The sequence below is a fragment of the Ruegeria sp. P10 genome (assembly GCF_056534925.1).
Genome location: NZ_JBQERJ010000005.1, coordinates 114,236 through 129,996, shown reverse-complemented (window position 1 = coordinate 129,996; position 15,761 = coordinate 114,236). Strand labels below are relative to the sequence as shown.

The window sequence follows — 15,761 nt, the reverse complement described above, 5'->3', positions numbered from 1 at the left end:
AAGTGAATGGGTAGATTGACCTCAGACAGGAGGCAAACATGGCACAATCTGCACTGGTACTGGGCGCAACAGGTCGTTTTGGACGCAACGCAGCCCTGGCGTTCAGGCGCGCGGGCTGGGATGTGACGGAATTTGACCGCAGGTCTGATTCGCTGTCACAGGCGGCGCGCGGCGTGGACGTCATCGTGAACGGATGGAATCCGCCCTATCCCGATTGGGCACGCGATGTGCCGGTACTGACCAAACGGGTGATAGATGCGGCCTCAGATACGGGGGCGACCGTGATCGTACCGGGCAATGTCTACGTATTTGGTGGGAATACGCCGGGCTCATGGTCGGGCGGGACGCCGCATCGAGCCACCAACCCTTTGGGCCGGGTTCGGATCGAGATGGAAGAGGCCTATCGCGCGTCAACCGTGTGCACCATCCTTTTGCGCGCCGGGGATTTCATCGACACCAATGCATCCGGAAACTGGTTCGATCAGGTCATGATCAAGCGTCTTTCGCGCGGTCAGTTCGTTTATCCCGGTGATCCGGACGCACCGCACGCTTGGGCCTTTCTGCCTGATCTGGCCCGCGCCGCCGTCGCGCTGGCTGAGATGCGGCAAGACCTTCCCCGTTTCTGCGATGTTCCATTTGAAGGGTACACTTTGACCGGGACGCAGATCGCTCAATCGCTTTCGCAAGTCACCGGCCGGCCGGTTACAGTGCGGCGTATGAAATGGTGGCCTCTGCAATTGGCCCGCCCATTCTGGCGCATGGCCCCTCATTTGATCGAGATGCGGTACCTCTGGCACGTGCCGCATCAATTGGATGGCGGTTATATGAAAGAATTGCTGACCTCGTTTTCTGAAACGAAGCTGGAGGATGCCTTGCGTTCCGCCATTTCGTCCCAACGTGCCGTTTCATCGGCGACGGCCGGGAACAGGGGCGAGGTTCTAGGGTAGGATTATGTCAACCCAGACCAGTCGATGCCTGCTGGCGCGTCGGGCACTGTCGTACAGCGTGCCACCTTCCACGGGCCAGACAATGCCGGTTTCCGAGATTTGCAGATCACTGGACGGCAACACATAGTCAACGCGCATTTCCCCGGTGGCTTTCCATTCGACCGTTGCTGATGAACCCGATGGGTCCTTTGGCATCGGATCCTGCACATGGGGATCGGCCAAAAGCGCGTGAATGGCCTGCTTGTGGCCTTCTCCGCGGGTCGGGTCGAGATTGGCGTCCGCGGCTATCACGAAGAGGCCTTGAGGAACTGGCCCCAGGCCGCCATTCAGCAAAACCGACCACAGGCGAATCTCGTCCCTGTTGCGCAGACCGTTGCGATCCTCGGGTCCGTCAAAAACCGGTGGGGCAGCGTGAAAGGTCATCAGGCTAAATCGCCCCTGCGGGGTTTCGATCGGAAGCACCCAATGCACGGTCGAGGACAGGCGCTGAATGTCGTGCGCAGCTTCAGACGGGAAGGGGAGCCCATCCCTGAATGGCAAATCCGCCCCAGGCAGGTCTTTCCACCGCAGATTGGTGTAATCCTGAACGTCTTCGGTCATGATTTCGAAACGGGACAACACCGCCACCCCTCCGTGGCCGGTGAACTTCCCCCAGCCCTGCGCGTCGCCGGGGCCTTGCGTTTGGTCATCTCCGTCCAGATCCAGCGGCGTTTCCAACCCAGCATTTGGTTGGGCGGAAAAGTGATAGGGGAAATCCAGGCCCGCCTCGCGCAGTTTCTCGGACAGGGCGCTCAGGGCAGCTCCGTCCAGATCCCAGTCGATGCCTTGCAGGGCAATGACATCAGGTCGCGCCGCAGCAACGACCTCGACAACGGCTTCAACCTGCGCATCATCCCGCTGGATGTCGCGCAGCAGCAGGCCGGGGCCGTTTCTGCTGAGTTCAGTGTTGTAGGTGGCGATGCGATAAACCTCTGCCTGTGCCGAGAAAGGCAACAGCAGCAGAGCAAGGGCACGGATCATGCGGCTTGCGTTGTCTCGTTTGTCGAATAGGCGCGGCGCTTTTCCACGATCAGACCCGCGATGCGAAGCGTCGCCATGCCGCGCATGATCATGCTGGCGGGCAGGAAGGCCCAAGCGCACATGGTCCAGATCAATGTTTGCGGATTGCTCAGCGAGATCGGGGCAACGACGCTGCTCATGAGCTTGATGACAGCCGGAATGAGGAAGGGGAGCAGAACGCCAATGCAGATATTCAGGCGACCATCACGTTGCAGGCGGGTGACAACATCGCCGCCCTTGGTGGGATCAAACAACGGCAGATTGGTCCATACGTTGAAGGCGCCATTGCCCGTGGGCCAGCCGCGCATTTTGACCGCATAGGCAAAGCTGGCGACGGTGACCAGGGCGGCCACATAGGCCACACTGGCTGCGATCCGAACCAATTCGATCAACGGCTGACCGGCATCCAAGGGTAGCATCAGCACGATCAACCGAACCGGAGAATAGGGAAAGTCCGCGACATTCGCGACGGCCAGACCTGCGGTGTAGGCGAACGCGGTCAGTTCAGTCGGCTCATAGGTGTTTTTGCAAACCAGTGTCAGAAAGGTGACCATCGACATCAGCCCGACAAACCGCAGACGGTTCACCGGCGGCGCATCGCGAAATTCAATAAAACTGGGAAAAGCAGAATTGTACTCGGCGAATGTCAGGATGAACGCGAGAATCGCGAGGAAGACCAGAATCTCGGTCCCGTTCGTCGATGATACAGGCAGGTACAACGCGGGTGTCAGCACCATCAGTGCCACAAGTATTCCGCGTATCGCCGCCCCTGTTGTGCGCGCAATCACTATCCGAACCCTTTTTCAAACCGGATAAGTCGATCTTCGCCGACTTACATTCCAACTTGTGCCCATCGTCTCGAGTTTTTGACGGATGCCTCTTTAGCGCCAACATGGACGATAAGCGGCATTTCGCTCAAGACAGGGTGCAGAAAACACGTGATTTCGGGCAAAATGATGGCGCAACTGGTGCGGGATTGCATCATTTTCGACGCAAATCCGACGTGTATCTCAATATGAGACCAAGATGTTGTGGTTTTGCGAAAATCAACCCCAAGAATGAGAACGGGGCCGCATTGGCGACCCCGTTAGGTTGAGTGTTCAAAGAATCGCTTGGGCCTTACACCCAGGGGCGGGCCTGGCTGGCGTTTTCCTCAAACTTGTCGATGTGGTGATCTTTCTCCATCGTCAGGCCGATATCGTCCAGACCGTTCAGCAGGCAGTGTTTGCGATGCGGGTCAATATCAAACTCGATCACGACACCATCCGAAGTGGTGATCTGCTGATCTTCCAGATGTACCGTCATGCGGGCATTCTCGCCTTTATGCGCGTCTTCCATCAGGATCGCGTGATGCTCTTCTTCGACCACGATCGGCAGGATGCCGTTCTTGAAGCAGTTGTTGAAGAAGATGTCGGCAAAGCTGGTCGAGATCACAACCTTGATGCCGAAATCCTTGATCGCCCAGGGTGCGTGTTCGCGCGACGAGCCGCAGCCGAAATTGTCTCCGGCGACCAGAATTTCGGCCTCGCGATAGGCGGGTTTGTTCAGGACGAACTCTTCGTTCTCGCGCCCGTCATCATGATAACGCATTTCGTCAAACAGCACGACGCCGAGGCCGGACCGTTTGATGGTTTTCAAATGCACTTTGGGAATGATCATATCGGTGTCGATATTGATCAATGGCATCGGGGCGGCCACCCCGTGGACTTTTTCAAACTTATCCATGTTCACACTCCTGCGGGAGAGGGCCGCGCCCAGGCCCCGCGTTAAGCTTGTTTCGTTTCTTTTGGTGCGTCCTTGACGAAGAACGCCATGAAGACAAGGCCGAGCCCGTTAAAGATCATCTCGATCCCCAGCAGGATGCCCAGCAATTGCAGCAGCACCGAAGGGTCCATTGCGGCAAAGCGCCAGATCAGGATCGCCAGTACAATCGACATGATGCCCGAGACCAGCGTCGCCCAGAAATATTGCGTTCCGCGCATCTGGAACGACAGGATCACGCGGGCAATGCCGCCAGCCATGAACAGGATCAGGCAGACAGTTGCCAGTGTCAGCGTTCCTTGCAGTGGGTGATCCAGAAAGGACCAGCCCAGAAACAGCATCACGACACCCATGATAAGTGACAGTATCTTGTTGCCGGCCCCATCGACGGTGAAGCCGCCAACAACCTGTAACGCGCCTGAAATCAGCAGCAATACACCTGTGACCACCGTCACGGTGATTGATGCCACGACCGGTGCGCCCAGCACAAAGATGCCGAACACTATGGACAGAAGTCCAAGCAATAGCCATTTGACCCAGTCACTCATTTGTTCAATCCCTCAAATATCTAGATATGAGGGCACCTTACAACAATTCACGGACGTCTGTCAGCCGTCCCGTGATTGCCGCTGCGGCAGCCATTGCCGGGCTCAGCAGATGTGTGCGCCCGCCCCGGCCCTGACGGCCTTCGAAGTTGCGGTTCGAGGTTGCGGCACAGCGTTCGCCCGGTTGCAACTGGTCGGGGTTCATCGCCAGGCACATCGAACAGCCTGCCAGACGCCATTCGAACCCGGCCTCTTTGAAGATGTCGGCCAGGCCTTCTTCTTCGGCCTGAGCGCGGACCAGCCCCGAACCCGGCACCACCATCGCGCGCATCCCGTCCTTGATCTTCTTGCCTTTCAGGATCTCGGCCGCGGCACGCAGGTCTTCGATACGTCCGTTGGTGCAGGACCCGATAAAGACGGTGTCAATCTCGACATCGCTCAGCTTCTGACCGGCTTTGAGACCCATATACTCGATTGACCGGCGGGCCGCTTCGACCTTGCCGCCTTCGAAATCCTCGGGGTGCGGCACGGTTGCCGTGATCGGCAGAACATCCTCGGGGCTGGTGCCCCAGGTGACGACAGGCGCGATGTCTTCGCCACGAATCGTGACAACCTTGTCGAAATGCGCGCCTTCGTCGGTGTAGAGTGTTTTCCACCAATTCATCGCGGCTTCCCACTGCGCACCTTTCGGCGCATGCGGACGGCCTTTGACATATTCGAACGTGTTCTCATCCGGTGCAATCAGCCCTGCGCGTGCGCCACCTTCGATGGCCATGTTGCAGACGGTCATGCGGCCTTCCATCGACAGGTTGCGTATGGCTTCACCGCAATACTCGATGACATAGCCGGTGCCGCCGGCGGTGCCGGTTTCGCCGATCACGGCCAAGGTGATGTCCTTGGCGGTCACGCCCGGCTGCAATTTGCCGGTGATTTCCACCTTCATGTTCTTGGATTTCTTCTGGATCAGGGTCTGCGTGGCCAGAACGTGTTCGACCTCGGACGTGCCGATGCCGTGGGCCAATGCGCCGAATGCGCCATGGGTGGCGGTATGGCTGTCGCCGCAGACGACGGTCATGCCCGGCAGGGTCCAGCCTTGTTCGGGGCCGACGATGTGCACGATGCCCTGACGGACGTCATTTACCGGGTAATAGTGAATGCCGAAGTCCCGGGCGTTCTTGTCCAGCGCTTCGACCTGAATGCGCGATTCCGGGTTTTCAATACCGTTCACCCGGTCAGGTGTGGTCGGAACGTTGTGGTCCGGCACGGCAATGGTCTTTTCCGGCGCGCGCACCTTGCGGCCCGCCATGCGCAGGCCTTCGAACGCCTGCGGGCTGGTGACCTCGTGGACCAGATGGCGGTCGATATACAGCAGGCAGGTGCCATCATCGGCTTCGTGCGCGACATGGGCATCCCAGATCTTGTCATAGAGTGTTTTGGGGGACATGTGTCCTCTCCCGTATGTAATGAGAAATAGCTGGCGAGTTGGCTCAGGCGACGGGTAGGCGCGCCAGGACCGTGCGGGCAGCCCCAAAGAACCGTTCGCGCAGACGCGCACGGTCTTCCAGATTCTGTTCTTGGGCCACATTGAGTCTCATGCGGTTCAGATATACCGCGCCTTTGCTGCAATCAAGGTTCAAAACCGGTGTCAGACTTGCATCGCCTGGCATTGCTGTCCAAGCTGCCGTGCAGGAGGCGCGTATGAACCAAGACCTGATCCCCAGCTCGCTGACAGACCTTTACAACAACATGGTCGCGGGGTTCTCTTCCGAGCTTCAAGAACTGGTCGAGTTGGTGGTTACGCCGGGCTGGCGGCAGTATCAGTTGGTCATCATCCTTTTCCTTTGGGCGCTGGCTTTCCTTCTGAAAGTTCTGACACAGCCACGATGGGATGCCTGGACGCGCGCACGCACCGGATGGCCGAAATGGCGGCTTCGCACCATGGTACAGCTGATGCAGCGGCTGACACTGGTCTATTTCGTGCTGCTGTCCTGGCTCTTGTATCAGGTTATGCAGCATGTTACCTGGCCGTCGCGCAGTTATCTCATTGGGATCATTGCAACTCTGGCAACTGCGTGGCTGGCGATTGCACTGGTCGCGAGGCTTGTCCGCAACCGGACGCTGCGACGGATATTCAAGTGGGCAATGTGGGTCTATGCAACGCTTGTTGCTTTGAATCTGACGGATGACGTGGCCAAATTTCTTGATGGGGTCGCGATTTCCGTCGGTGACCTGCATATTTCCTTGCTGGGCATTCTCAAGGCCATCCTGCTGATCGGGGTCCTGTTGACGCTGGCCCGCATCGGCACCCGCGCGGCCGAGCGTGGATTGCAGAGCAATGACGACATCACCCCATCCATGCAGGTGTTGTTGGCCAAGGGAATTCAGGTGCTGCTGTACGGCGCGGTCTTTCTGGCTGCGATCCGCACGCTGGGCTTCGATCTGACCGGCATTGCGCTGCTGTCGGGCGCAATCGGCGTCGGCATCGGGTTTGGCCTGCAAAAAGTGGTGTCAAACCTCATATCGGGGATCATCATCCTGATGGATCGGTCGATCAAGCCAGGCGATGTGATCTCGCTGGGCGATACGTTTGGTTGGATCAATGCGCTGGGCGCACGCTATGTCTCGGTTGTCACGCGGGACGGGCGGGAATACCTGATCCCGAACGAGGACCTGATTACCAACCAGGTGGTGAACTGGTCGCATTCCGACAAATTCGTGCGGTTGGATCTGGATTTCGGCACCAGCTATGAGGATGACCCCCACAAAGTGCGGGCAACGGCGATCCGGGCTGTAAAGGCAGTGACCCGCGTTTTGAGTGGCGGAAAACATGAACCGGTATGCCATATCACCGGTTTTGGCGACAGCAGTGTGGATTACGTTCTGCGGTTCTGGATCAGCGATCCGACCAAAGGGCTGACCAATATCAGGGGAAATGTCTATCTTGCGCTGTGGGATGCGTTTCAGGACGAAGGCATCTCGATCCCCTTCCCGCAGCGCGAGGTTCGGCTTTTGTCGGAAAACGCAAACATGCAACAAATCGCAGAAGAGTGATCACCCCTGCGCGGGGCCGGACGCGCTTTCATTGAAATGTTGCATTCCCCTTGCTACCTTATTAGTACCCTGGCGCCGGGGTTTCACGGCGCGCAGCAAAGGAGGACTATGTCCTGTCTCTACATACACAGGCGGGTTTGCCCGCCGAAGACGGGTCCCGTGTAATGGCCCACTCTCAGTCAATCAGCGATAAGCTGCTTGAGCGTATCCTTTCCTCACTTTCCGATGACAAGGCCGAAGACGTCGTGCAGATCAACCTGCAAGGCAAGTCGTCTGTCGCGGATCACATGGTCATTGCTTCGGGTCGGTCGACCCGTCAGGTCTCGGCCATGGCGGAAAAGCTGACGGATCGCATCAAGCAGGAATTCGGTTTCACCTCGAAGGTCGAAGGCAAGGATGCCGGCGATTGGGTGCTGATCGATACGGGCGACGTGATCGTCCATATCTTCCGCCCCGAAGTGCGCGAATTCTACCAGCTGGAAAAGATGTGGCTGCCTCAGGGCGGCAGCGCCTCGGCGAACTGAGGCGCCATCCCGGCCCGTATTAAAGGGCCGGAGGCGAGAGAGATATGCGTATCAGCATAGTTGCGGTCGGGCGATTGCGCGCCGGACCGGAGAAGTCCCTGCTTGATGATTACCTGACCCGCTTTGACCGGACCGGACGTGCGCTGGGCCTTGGTCCCGCGCGGGTGATCGAGGTCGAGGACAAGAAAAACGCAGGCATGGGGGCCGAAGCCGCGTTGCTGCGCAAGGCGCTGCCCAAGGGCGCGGTGATCTGTACGCTGGACGAACGTGGGCGCGTGATGTCCTCGCCCGATTTTGCCAAGAAACTGGGTAGTTGGCGCGATGCCGGGCGGCAGGATCTGGCGCTGATCATCGGCGGAGCGGACGGAATAGACCCTGCTTTGCGGGCGGAAGCCGACTTTTCCCTCTCGTTGGGGTCGATGGTCTGGCCTCATATGCTGGTCCGTGTGATGCTGGCCGAGCAACTGTATCGGGCCGCGACCATTCTGTCTGGTGGCCCCTATCACCGGGTCTGACATGGCGCAGCTTCTGATCGTTTACCATTCGCGCACAGGTGGCGCCCGGCAGATGGCCGAAGCGGCGGCTGAATCGGCGCGGGCTGAGACCGAGGTTGAACTTGTGCCTGCGGATCAAGCGGGGCCGGAGGATGTGCTGGCCGCCGACGGCTACATTTTCTGCGCGCCAGAGAATCTGGCGGCGATCTCGGGCTTGATGAAGGAATTCTTCGATCGCTGCTATTATCCGGTTCTGGGACAGATCGAAGGTCGTCCATATGCGCAGATGATTTGCGCCGGATCAGACGGAGAGAATGCAGCCCGCCAGATCGCACGGATCGCCACTGGCTGGCGGTTGAAAAAGGTCCAGTCGCCGCTGATTGTCTGCACGCATGCGCAAACGCCCGAGGCCATTCTGGCCCGGAAAACCATTCCTGAAGATCAGCTGGATCGGTGTCGCGAGATCGGCGCCGCGCTGGGTGCGGGCCTGGCCATGGGGATTTTCTGAAGGTCAGTTCAGTTCGACCAATGTCGTGTCTTCGTTCCAGCCATCCACATTGCACCGGGCCTGAATCTGAACCTGTGACACGTTTTCCGGAATCACCACGCCACCAAGTGAGCGGGTAAAGGGTTGTTCTGTCTCGTGCGGGTGGTGCAGCACCCGCATTCCCAGTTCATTCCCGTCCATGTCCAGAACGCGCCAGCCGTCGGCGTAATGATCCCAGCCTGTATCGGGATGCCGGATCGTCACATCGAACCGCCATGTGTCACCGGTGGCGCTGGCGCGGACCTGTTCGATTGTCGGCGGGTCGGCGAGGGCAGGTGCAGCCAGAAGGGCGCTGAGAATCACATATCGCATGGTTCGAACCTAGGGTTTAATGTCGCGCTTGGGGATCACGTCTCTGTGTTCGACGTTTGGGCCATGAGGATCGCACGGGAATGCGATGCAAATTCGCGGCGATACAGGACACCGAATGTGATCATTGTGCCCAACACCAATGCCATCGGCCCGAGAAACCACGCCAGCGAAGCAAGGGCGAAATATGTGGCGCGGAGACCGCGGTTGAAGCTTCGGGCAGCGGTCACGCAGATCTCGGCCGCCTGACCGGCCCGAGGATAGGCGTTTGGGTCTTCAGGATCGTTTGGAACCGAGGCCATCAAAACGGCGCAATACCCAAAAAGGCGATGTGCCCAGACGTATTTCAGAAAGGCATTGGCCAGCAGCAGGACAACCACAAGTATCTTGATTTCCCAGACCATCGCCGGTGCGCTGCCGATGGCAAGATCCGTCGCCACCCCGGCCAATCGCTCGGTATTGCCCAACAGGGCCAGACCGCCCCCGATGGCAATCATCGTGGTTGAGGCGAAAAAGGTGCTGCCTTGCCGCATGGCAGCCACGACCTGCGCATCGAACATCCGTGGCTGGCGCGTCACCATCTCGTGCATCCAGTCGCGGCGGTAGCCATCCATCACAAGGGCGACGGACGGCTTCTGTGGTGACGGGTGTTCGATCTTCCATCCGATCCATAGCCACGCACCCAGCAATATCGCCATGGCAGCATAATCCAGAAGGGAAAACAGGGCGGCACGTTCGATCCAGGTCATGGCGCGACAGTAAGACCGGACATCGCAACTTGCCAGAGTGGTAAATTGGTAATATTATTTTACCAAAGAGAAGAAGGGGAGGGATGCCATGGAAATGCCAAAGCCAAGCCCGGACGTACTGAACCGGAAAGGCACGATCGTTTCGCGGCTGTCGCGCGTTCTGCCAGATACGGCAATTATCCATGATCCGGCTGAAACCCGAGCCTACGAGTGCGATGCCCTGACGGCTTACAAATGCCCGCCGATGCTGGCCGTGCTGCCGTCGAGCACACAGGAAGTCTCGGATGCTTTGCGCATTTGCCATGAAGAAGGCGTGCCGGTCGTGCCGCGCGGTGCGGGTACGTCGCTGGCCGGCGGGGCATTGCCAACGGCTGATTGCGTCATTCTGGGCGTTGCGCGGATGAATGAGGTTCTGGAAACGGACTATGACAACCGTTTCATCAGGGTGCAGACGGGCCGCACCAATCTGAGCGTGACCGACGCGGTCGAGGAAGAAGACTTCTTTTATGCGCCTGATCCTTCCTCGCAACTGGCCTGTGCCATTGCCGGCAATATCGCGATGAATTCAGGTGGCGCCCATTGCCTGAAATATGGCGTGACAACGAACAACCTTCTGGGCGTGACCATGGTGATGATGGATGGCAGTGTTGTCGAGATCGGCGGCGCGCATCTGGATGCACCCGGTCTGGACCTGTTGGGCGTCATTTGCGGCTCGGAAGGTCAGCTGGGCGTGGTGACCGAAGCAACACTGCGCATTCTGCGCAAACCCGAAGGCGCGCGGCCGGTTCTGATGGGGTTCGACGACAACGAAGTCGCGGGTCAATGTGTTTCTGACATTATCAAATCGGGCATTCTGCCGGTCGCGATCGAGTTCATGGACACGCTGTGCATAAAAGCCTGCGAAAACTTTGCGCACGCTGGATACCCCGATTGCCATGCGCTGTTGATTGTCGAAGTGGAAGGGTCTGAAGCCGAAATTGACCATCAATTGGCGAAAATCATCGAGATCGCCAAACGACACAACCCGGTCGAACTGCGAGAAAGCCAGTCAGCCGAAGAAAGTGCAAAAATATGGCTTGGTCGGAAATCCGCATTCGGCGCCATGGGGCAGTTGAACGACTATATGTGCCTTGACGGTACGATCCCGGTGTCGGCCCTGCCGACGGTGCTGCGCCGTATCGGCGAGTTGAGTGAAGAATTCGGTCTGCCTGTTGGCAACGTATTTCACGCAGGGGATGGGAACATGCATCCGCTGATCCTTTTCGATGCCAACAAACCGGGTGATCTGGAAAAATGCGAGGCATTCGGGGCCGAAATTCTGAAATTATGCGTGGACGAAGGCGGTTGTCTGACCGGTGAGCACGGCGTGGGTATCGAGAAGAGGGATCTCATGTCGCATCAATATGCGCCTGCCGATCTTGAGGCGCAGATGGCGGTCAAGGACGTTTTTGACCCCAAATGGCTGCTGAACCCTGCCAAGGTGTTTCCACTGAACGTTTCGGAAACCCGTCGCCACGCGCAGATTGCTGCCGAGTAACAGGCTCTAATAACGGATTTTGCCATGAAACCTGAATCAGAATCTGAACTGGCCGACATGGTGGCCGGATTGAAAGACCCTGTTTGCATCATCGGTGGCGGCACGCGCGCGATCACCGGCCCCGAAGCGAATATCGAAACCGGGGCTCTGCGTGGCATTTCGCTTTACGAACCCGGAGCACTTACTCTTGTGGCCAAGGCCGGGACACCATTGGCAGAGATCCAGGCCGTGCTGGAGGCGGAAGGTCAGCAGCTGGCGTTTGAGCCGATGGATCACCGAAGTTTGCTTGAAACTCAAGGTGAACCAACGATCGGCGGTGTCGTCGCGGCCAATATCTCGGGCCCGCGGCGGATTCAGGTCGGTGCCTGCCGGGATTTCCTGCTAGGTGTGCGTTTCGTCGACGGGCGCGGACAGGTGGTCAAGAACGGTGGGCGAGTTATGAAAAACGTCACCGGTTATGATCTCGTTAAATTGATGGGTGGGTCTTGGGGAACACTGGGAATTCTGACCGAAGTGTCGTTGAAGGTGCTGCCCAAGCCGGAAAAAGCGGCGACTTTGTCCGTCGCCGTTCGGGATGCCGGCAGAGCGGTGGAAGTTCTTTCCGCTGCGTTGAAATCACCTTTTGAAGTGACGGGTGCCGCCTATGACCCGGCGGGTGGCAATGCCCTGCTTAGGGTCGAGGGGTTTGCAGAATCGGTGACGTACAGGATCGGTCGTTTGACCGCCTTACTGGCAGATTTTGGTGAGGTGACAGACGAGGGAGACGCCGCAGCGCCTTGGACCGGGATCCGCGACGTTCACCCATTTCAGGGAAAGGACGGGGACGTCTGGCGGCTTTCGGTAAAACCGGGTGACGCGGCAGAGATTTCGGCGCGCGCCGAAGCGGATCAAGCGCTGTTTGACTGGGGCGGCGGTCTTGTCTGGCTGCTGGTCCCGGCTGGCACGGATGTGCGTGCCCGGCTTGGCGCGTTTTCAGGTCATGCCACTTTGGTACGATCTGACCACGACACGATCAGAAAACTGGGGCGATTTCATCCGGAGCCCACATCAATATCGGCACTGACAAAGGGCTTGCGTGCGAAATTTGATCCTCGGGGTTTGTTCAACCCGGGGCTGATGGGATAGGGCGATGCAGACAACATTCACCGATGAGCAATTGCAAGACCCGGCCATCCAGCGCTCGAACGAGATTCTGCGAAACTGCGTCCATTGCGGATTTTGCACGGCCACGTGCCCGACATATCAGGTGCTGGGAGACGAGCTGGACAGTCCGCGTGGGCGCATCTACCTGATCAAGGACATGCTGGAAAACGAGCGCGTGCCCGACGAAAAGACGGTCAAGCACATCGACCGCTGCCTGTCCTGTCTGGCCTGCATGACCACCTGCCCGTCAGGTGTGCATTATATGCATCTGGTCGATCATGCGCGCGAATATATCGAGGCCAACTACAAGCGCCCGCTGACGGATCGCGTGTTGCGCTGGGTTTTGGCGCAGATCCTGCCTTATCCGATGCGGTTCCGTTGGGCCCTGATCGGGGCCAGGCTGGGCCGTCCTTTCCGGTTCCTGATGCCTGATGCCCGGCTGCGCGCGATGTTGGAGATGGCGCCCAAGCATATCCCGTCTGTCAGCCGCAACGATGATCCGCAGAGTTTTGCGCCCGGCGGTGAACGAAAAATGCGGGTGGCGCTGATGACGGGCTGCGCACAAAAGGCGCTGAACACCGATATCAATGACGCCACGATCCGCCTGCTGACACGGTTGGGGTGCGAGGTCGTGATCGCTGACGGTGCCGGGTGTTGCGGAGCTTTGACCCATCACATGGGCAAAGTGCAAGACAGTCATATGGCGGCAACCGCCAATATTAGAGCCTGGAAACGGGAAATGGACGGTGATGGGTTGGACGCCATCGTCATCAACACCTCTGGCTGTGGCACAACCGTGAAAGACTATGGGCATATGTTTCGCAATGACCCGCTTGCCGAAGATGCGGCGCGTGTGTCTGCAATCGCCATGGATGTCAGTGAACTTCTGATCCAGCTAGACCTGTCGGCGGGGGAAAACAAAAACCTGACCGTCGCCTATCATGCAGCCTGTTCATTGCAGCATGGGCAGAAGATCAAATCCTATCCCAAAGACTTGCTGAAACACGCGGGTTTCACGGTTGTCGAACCCGCCGACAGTCATTTGTGCTGCGGCAGCGCGGGAACGTACAACCTGATGCAGCCGGAAATATCAGGCCAGTTGAAACAGCGAAAAGTCAGAACACTTGAGGCGAAACAGCCCGATATCATTGCTGCCGGCAATATCGGGTGCATGATGCAAATCGGTTCTGGTACGCAACTGCCGATCGTTCACACGGTAGAGTTGCTGGACTGGGCGACGGGCGGGCCAAAGCCACCGGCCTTGCAGAGAACAGCGGATCCGGTTCCCGTCTTGCGGTGAATCATGCTGATGCCAGCGCGCATCATTTCCCAGGGAAATTCCTTTGATGCCTGATCGCCCTATTTTCGCCCAACGCGGCACGTAGGACAAAGGCTTCAAAGTGAGTCTCGGAGAACCGCGTGCGCAACTGGATCAAGGCGATCGTGCTCTGTGTCTTGCCATTGGCGGCCACGGCGCAGGACACCAGGCTGGAAAGCCTGGATACGTCGGATTCCGGGCGCGAGTGGATGGCTGTCGGGCGGTTGGATATCGCCGGCGCAGGGTTTTGCACCGGAACGCTGGTGTCGCCGACGCTTGTACTGACAGCGGCGCATTGCCTGTTCGACAAAAGATCAGGACAACGGATCAACCCTGCGGATATCGAGTTTCTGGCTGGGTGGCGTTTGGGGCGTGCGTTGGCCTATCGGACCGCGCGCCAGGCTGTGATCCATCCGGACTACCAATATGGCGTCGATTCTACGGCCGACCGGGTAAGCGCGGACGTGGCTTTGATCGAGCTGTGGCAGCCGATCCGTAATACCGCCGTCATTCCATTTGAGTCGGGCGATCAGCCCAAACGTGGCGCTGAAGTGGGCGTTGTGTCTTATGCGCATGACCGGTCAGAAGCTCCGTCGCTGCAACAGGTCTGCTCGGTCATGAATCGGCAGGCCGGGGTTATGGTCATGTCCTGCGATGTTGATTTCGGGTCTTCGGGGGCACCCGTTTTTTCTTTCTCGGGCGCGCGCCCTCAGATCGTATCGGTGGTTGCGGCCAAGGCCAGTATGGACGGCCAAAGTGTCGCAATTGGAACCGCGGTTGAGCATTCGCTGCAATTGCTGCGTGACGAACTTTCTGCGGGGCGGGGATTTGGGCTTTCCTCGTCCGGATCGGGAACAAACAAGAACATAGGCGCAAGGTTCATTCGACCATGATGAGAGTCTTCTGGAGCTTGTTATTGGGCCTGAGCGTCTTGGCAACAGCGCCGCAAGCGCAATCCAACAAGCGCAAGCTGACCGACCGGGATGACCTTTATGGTTGGGAGGCTATCGGTCGACTGGATGTCCGCGATGCCTCGTATTGCACCGGCACGTTAATCGCGCAGGACATGGTACTGACCGCAGCCCATTGTGCGGTGGATCGTCGAACCGGGAAGACATATGTGCCCGAAGACATCACGTTTCGTGCAGGCCTCAGCAACGGCAACGCTTTGGCCGAACGTCAGGTCACGCAAATCGCCCTTCATCCCAGCTATGGGGCGCAGAACCCGCTGTCGCACGAAGGCGTCCAGTTGGACGTGGCCCTGATGCGGCTGAATGAGCCTATTCCGTATTCGGTCGCCGACCCTTTTGCGCTGCACAGCGGCCATGTTCCGGGCAACGAGATCAGCATTGCCTCGTATGGGCGGGGACGGTCCGAGGCGATCACCCGAGAACGGTCGTGCCGTATCATCGACCGCAGGCAGGGTCTGATCACCTTTGATTGCGACATTACTTTCGGGTCTTCCGGGTCTGCAATTCTGGCGAAAAACGGTGCGCGCTGGCAGATCCTGTCCGTGGTATCGGCGGTAGGCACGAACGGCCGTAGAAAGGTGGGGTTTGGCATGGAGCTTGACGGGATCGTCGCCGAGCTCAAGGCCATCATGCGGCGCGATGCACCTCAGCCCAAGGCTTCGATCCGCCGATTGCAGGTCGGGTCCGGTAAGTCAGGATCTGGTGCGAAATTCATCAGTTCTGGCGGGGGTTGAACTCGGCGAAATCGCTACCCATGTGATGTGTATCGGACCGCCACAACGGGGTCCGGTACCTGAAATCGCCCG

At 58.5% G+C, this 15,761-nt stretch carries 18 protein-coding genes; 10 read left to right on the top strand and 8 right to left on the bottom strand.

What is annotated here, in order from left to right:
• Positions 1–38 precede the first annotated feature (38 nt).
• Positions 39–947: a Rossmann-fold NAD(P)-binding domain-containing protein gene (locus ACR0FB_RS10275; protein WP_480620544.1), complete on the top strand. Its 909-nt coding sequence runs from the start codon at positions 39–41 to the stop codon at positions 945–947.
• On the opposite strand, the gene ACR0FB_RS10270 is transcribed toward ACR0FB_RS10275, so the two are convergent.
• From ACR0FB_RS10270 to ACR0FB_RS10245, 6 genes are all read right to left on the bottom strand, one after another.
• Positions 939–1,967, bottom strand: a complete 1,029-nt coding sequence (locus tag ACR0FB_RS10270; protein ID WP_480620542.1) for an endonuclease/exonuclease/phosphatase family protein — start codon at positions 1,965–1,967, stop codon at positions 939–941. The genes ACR0FB_RS10275 and ACR0FB_RS10270 overlap by 9 nt on opposite strands.
• Positions 1,964–2,794: a hypothetical protein gene (locus tag ACR0FB_RS10265; RefSeq protein WP_480620541.1), complete on the bottom strand. Its 831-nt coding sequence runs from the start codon at positions 2,792–2,794 to the stop codon at positions 1,964–1,966. The genes ACR0FB_RS10270 and ACR0FB_RS10265 overlap by 4 nt, the downstream gene beginning before the upstream one ends.
• A gap of 331 nt (positions 2,795–3,125) precedes the next feature.
• On the bottom strand, positions 3,126–3,731 hold the full coding sequence (gene leuD / locus ACR0FB_RS10260) for a 3-isopropylmalate dehydratase small subunit (protein WP_480620539.1): 606 nt from the start codon (positions 3,729–3,731) through the stop codon (positions 3,126–3,128).
• 41 nt (positions 3,732–3,772) lie between these two features.
• On the bottom strand, positions 3,773–4,315 hold the full coding sequence (locus ACR0FB_RS10255; protein WP_171635581.1) for an HdeD family acid-resistance protein: 543 nt from the start codon (positions 4,313–4,315) through the stop codon (positions 3,773–3,775).
• 37 nt (positions 4,316–4,352) lie between these two features.
• Positions 4,353–5,756, bottom strand: coding sequence for a 3-isopropylmalate dehydratase large subunit (gene leuC, locus ACR0FB_RS10250; protein WP_171724092.1), 1,404 nt, complete (start codon positions 5,754–5,756; stop codon positions 4,353–4,355).
• 43 nt (positions 5,757–5,799) lie between these two features.
• Positions 5,800–5,895: an isopropylmalate isomerase gene (locus ACR0FB_RS10245; RefSeq protein ID WP_224857982.1), complete on the bottom strand. Its 96-nt coding sequence runs from the start codon at positions 5,893–5,895 to the stop codon at positions 5,800–5,802.
• Positions 5,896–6,010: 115 nt separating this feature from the next.
• Here ACR0FB_RS10245 and ACR0FB_RS10240 point away from each other — a divergent pair, with 115 nt between their 5' ends.
• The 4 genes from ACR0FB_RS10240 to ACR0FB_RS10225 all read left to right on the top strand — a co-directional run bounded on the left by ACR0FB_RS10240 (position 6,011) and on the right by ACR0FB_RS10225 (position 8,889).
• Positions 6,011–7,363, top strand: a complete 1,353-nt coding sequence (locus ACR0FB_RS10240; RefSeq protein ID WP_171635588.1) for a mechanosensitive ion channel family protein — start codon at positions 6,011–6,013, stop codon at positions 7,361–7,363.
• Between the two features lie 164 nt (positions 7,364–7,527).
• Complete coding sequence (gene rsfS, locus ACR0FB_RS10235) at positions 7,528–7,887, top strand: ribosome silencing factor (protein WP_058276550.1); 360 nt, start codon at positions 7,528–7,530, stop codon at positions 7,885–7,887.
• 44 nt (positions 7,888–7,931) lie between these two features.
• Positions 7,932–8,402, top strand: a complete 471-nt coding sequence (gene rlmH, locus ACR0FB_RS10230) for a 23S rRNA (pseudouridine(1915)-N(3))-methyltransferase RlmH (RefSeq protein ID WP_171635594.1) — start codon at positions 7,932–7,934, stop codon at positions 8,400–8,402.
• Between the two features lies 1 nt (position 8,403).
• Positions 8,404–8,889 carry a flavodoxin family protein gene (locus tag ACR0FB_RS10225; RefSeq protein ID WP_171724095.1) on the top strand — a complete coding sequence of 162 codons (486 nt, stop codon included), beginning with the start codon at positions 8,404–8,406 and terminating at the stop codon, positions 8,887–8,889.
• Positions 8,890–8,892: 3 nt separating this feature from the next.
• Here the strand turns inward: ACR0FB_RS10225 and ACR0FB_RS10220 are convergent, their stop codons facing one another.
• Both ACR0FB_RS10220 and ACR0FB_RS10215 read right to left on the bottom strand, forming a co-directional pair.
• A complete protein-coding gene (locus tag ACR0FB_RS10220) occupies positions 8,893–9,240 on the bottom strand; it encodes a hypothetical protein (protein ID WP_171230254.1) in 348 nt (115 codons plus the stop codon).
• 35 nt (positions 9,241–9,275) lie between these two features.
• Complete coding sequence (locus ACR0FB_RS10215) at positions 9,276–9,986, bottom strand: DUF599 domain-containing protein (protein ID WP_171635598.1); 711 nt, start codon at positions 9,984–9,986, stop codon at positions 9,276–9,278.
• A gap of 88 nt (positions 9,987–10,074) precedes the next feature.
• Between ACR0FB_RS10215 and ACR0FB_RS10210 the strand changes: the two genes are divergently transcribed.
• The 5 genes from ACR0FB_RS10210 (at position 10,075) to ACR0FB_RS10190 (ending at position 15,689) form a co-directional block, all read left to right on the top strand.
• The gene (locus tag ACR0FB_RS10210; protein ID WP_480620537.1) at positions 10,075–11,523 is read left to right on the top strand and encodes an FAD-linked oxidase C-terminal domain-containing protein; all 1,449 of its coding nucleotides are present in this window, start codon (positions 10,075–10,077) and stop codon (positions 11,521–11,523) included.
• A 24-nt stretch (positions 11,524–11,547) separates the two neighbouring features.
• Positions 11,548–12,648 carry an FAD-binding protein gene (locus ACR0FB_RS10205; RefSeq protein ID WP_171635602.1) on the top strand — a complete coding sequence of 367 codons (1,101 nt, stop codon included), beginning with the start codon at positions 11,548–11,550 and terminating at the stop codon, positions 12,646–12,648.
• 4 nt (positions 12,649–12,652) lie between these two features.
• Entirely contained in the window at positions 12,653–13,966 is a 1,314-nt protein-coding gene (glcF, locus tag ACR0FB_RS10200) for a glycolate oxidase subunit GlcF (protein WP_171724099.1), read from the top strand.
• Between the two features lie 119 nt (positions 13,967–14,085).
• On the top strand, positions 14,086–14,877 hold the full coding sequence (locus ACR0FB_RS10195) for a trypsin-like serine peptidase (protein WP_171635605.1): 792 nt from the start codon (positions 14,086–14,088) through the stop codon (positions 14,875–14,877).
• A complete protein-coding gene (locus ACR0FB_RS10190) occupies positions 14,874–15,689 on the top strand; it encodes a trypsin-like serine peptidase (protein ID WP_209834223.1) in 816 nt (271 codons plus the stop codon). The genes ACR0FB_RS10195 and ACR0FB_RS10190 overlap by 4 nt, the downstream gene beginning before the upstream one ends.
• Positions 15,690–15,761: the final 72 nt, after the last annotated feature.

Excerpts from the sequence above, each read along its gene's own strand:
- ACR0FB_RS10275 (WP_480620544.1), top strand. The coding sequence starts at position 39 with ATGGCACAATCTGCACTGGTACTGGGCGCAACAGGTCGTTTTGGACGC.
- ACR0FB_RS10270 (WP_480620542.1), bottom strand. The coding sequence starts at position 1,967 with ATGATCCGTGCCCTTGCTCTGCTGCTGTTGCCTTTCTCGGCACAGGCA.
- leuD (WP_480620539.1), bottom strand. The coding sequence starts at position 3,731 with ATGGATAAGTTTGAAAAAGTCCACGGGGTGGCCGCCCCGATGCCATTG.
- ACR0FB_RS10255 (WP_171635581.1), bottom strand. The coding sequence starts at position 4,315 with ATGAGTGACTGGGTCAAATGGCTATTGCTTGGACTTCTGTCCATAGTG.
- leuC (WP_171724092.1), bottom strand. The coding sequence starts at position 5,756 with ATGTCCCCCAAAACACTCTATGACAAGATCTGGGATGCCCATGTCGCG.
- ACR0FB_RS10240 (WP_171635588.1), top strand. The coding sequence starts at position 6,011 with ATGAACCAAGACCTGATCCCCAGCTCGCTGACAGACCTTTACAACAAC.
- rsfS (WP_058276550.1), top strand. The coding sequence starts at position 7,528 with ATGGCCCACTCTCAGTCAATCAGCGATAAGCTGCTTGAGCGTATCCTT.
- rlmH (WP_171635594.1), top strand. The coding sequence starts at position 7,932 with ATGCGTATCAGCATAGTTGCGGTCGGGCGATTGCGCGCCGGACCGGAG.
- ACR0FB_RS10225 (WP_171724095.1), top strand. The coding sequence starts at position 8,404 with ATGGCGCAGCTTCTGATCGTTTACCATTCGCGCACAGGTGGCGCCCGG.
- ACR0FB_RS10220 (WP_171230254.1), bottom strand. The coding sequence starts at position 9,240 with ATGCGATATGTGATTCTCAGCGCCCTTCTGGCTGCACCTGCCCTCGCC.
- ACR0FB_RS10215 (WP_171635598.1), bottom strand. The coding sequence starts at position 9,986 with ATGACCTGGATCGAACGTGCCGCCCTGTTTTCCCTTCTGGATTATGCT.
- ACR0FB_RS10210 (WP_480620537.1), top strand. The coding sequence starts at position 10,075 with ATGGAAATGCCAAAGCCAAGCCCGGACGTACTGAACCGGAAAGGCACG.
- ACR0FB_RS10205 (WP_171635602.1), top strand. The coding sequence starts at position 11,548 with ATGAAACCTGAATCAGAATCTGAACTGGCCGACATGGTGGCCGGATTG.
- glcF (WP_171724099.1), top strand. The coding sequence starts at position 12,653 with ATGCAGACAACATTCACCGATGAGCAATTGCAAGACCCGGCCATCCAG.
- ACR0FB_RS10190 (WP_209834223.1), top strand. The coding sequence starts at position 14,874 with ATGATGAGAGTCTTCTGGAGCTTGTTATTGGGCCTGAGCGTCTTGGCA.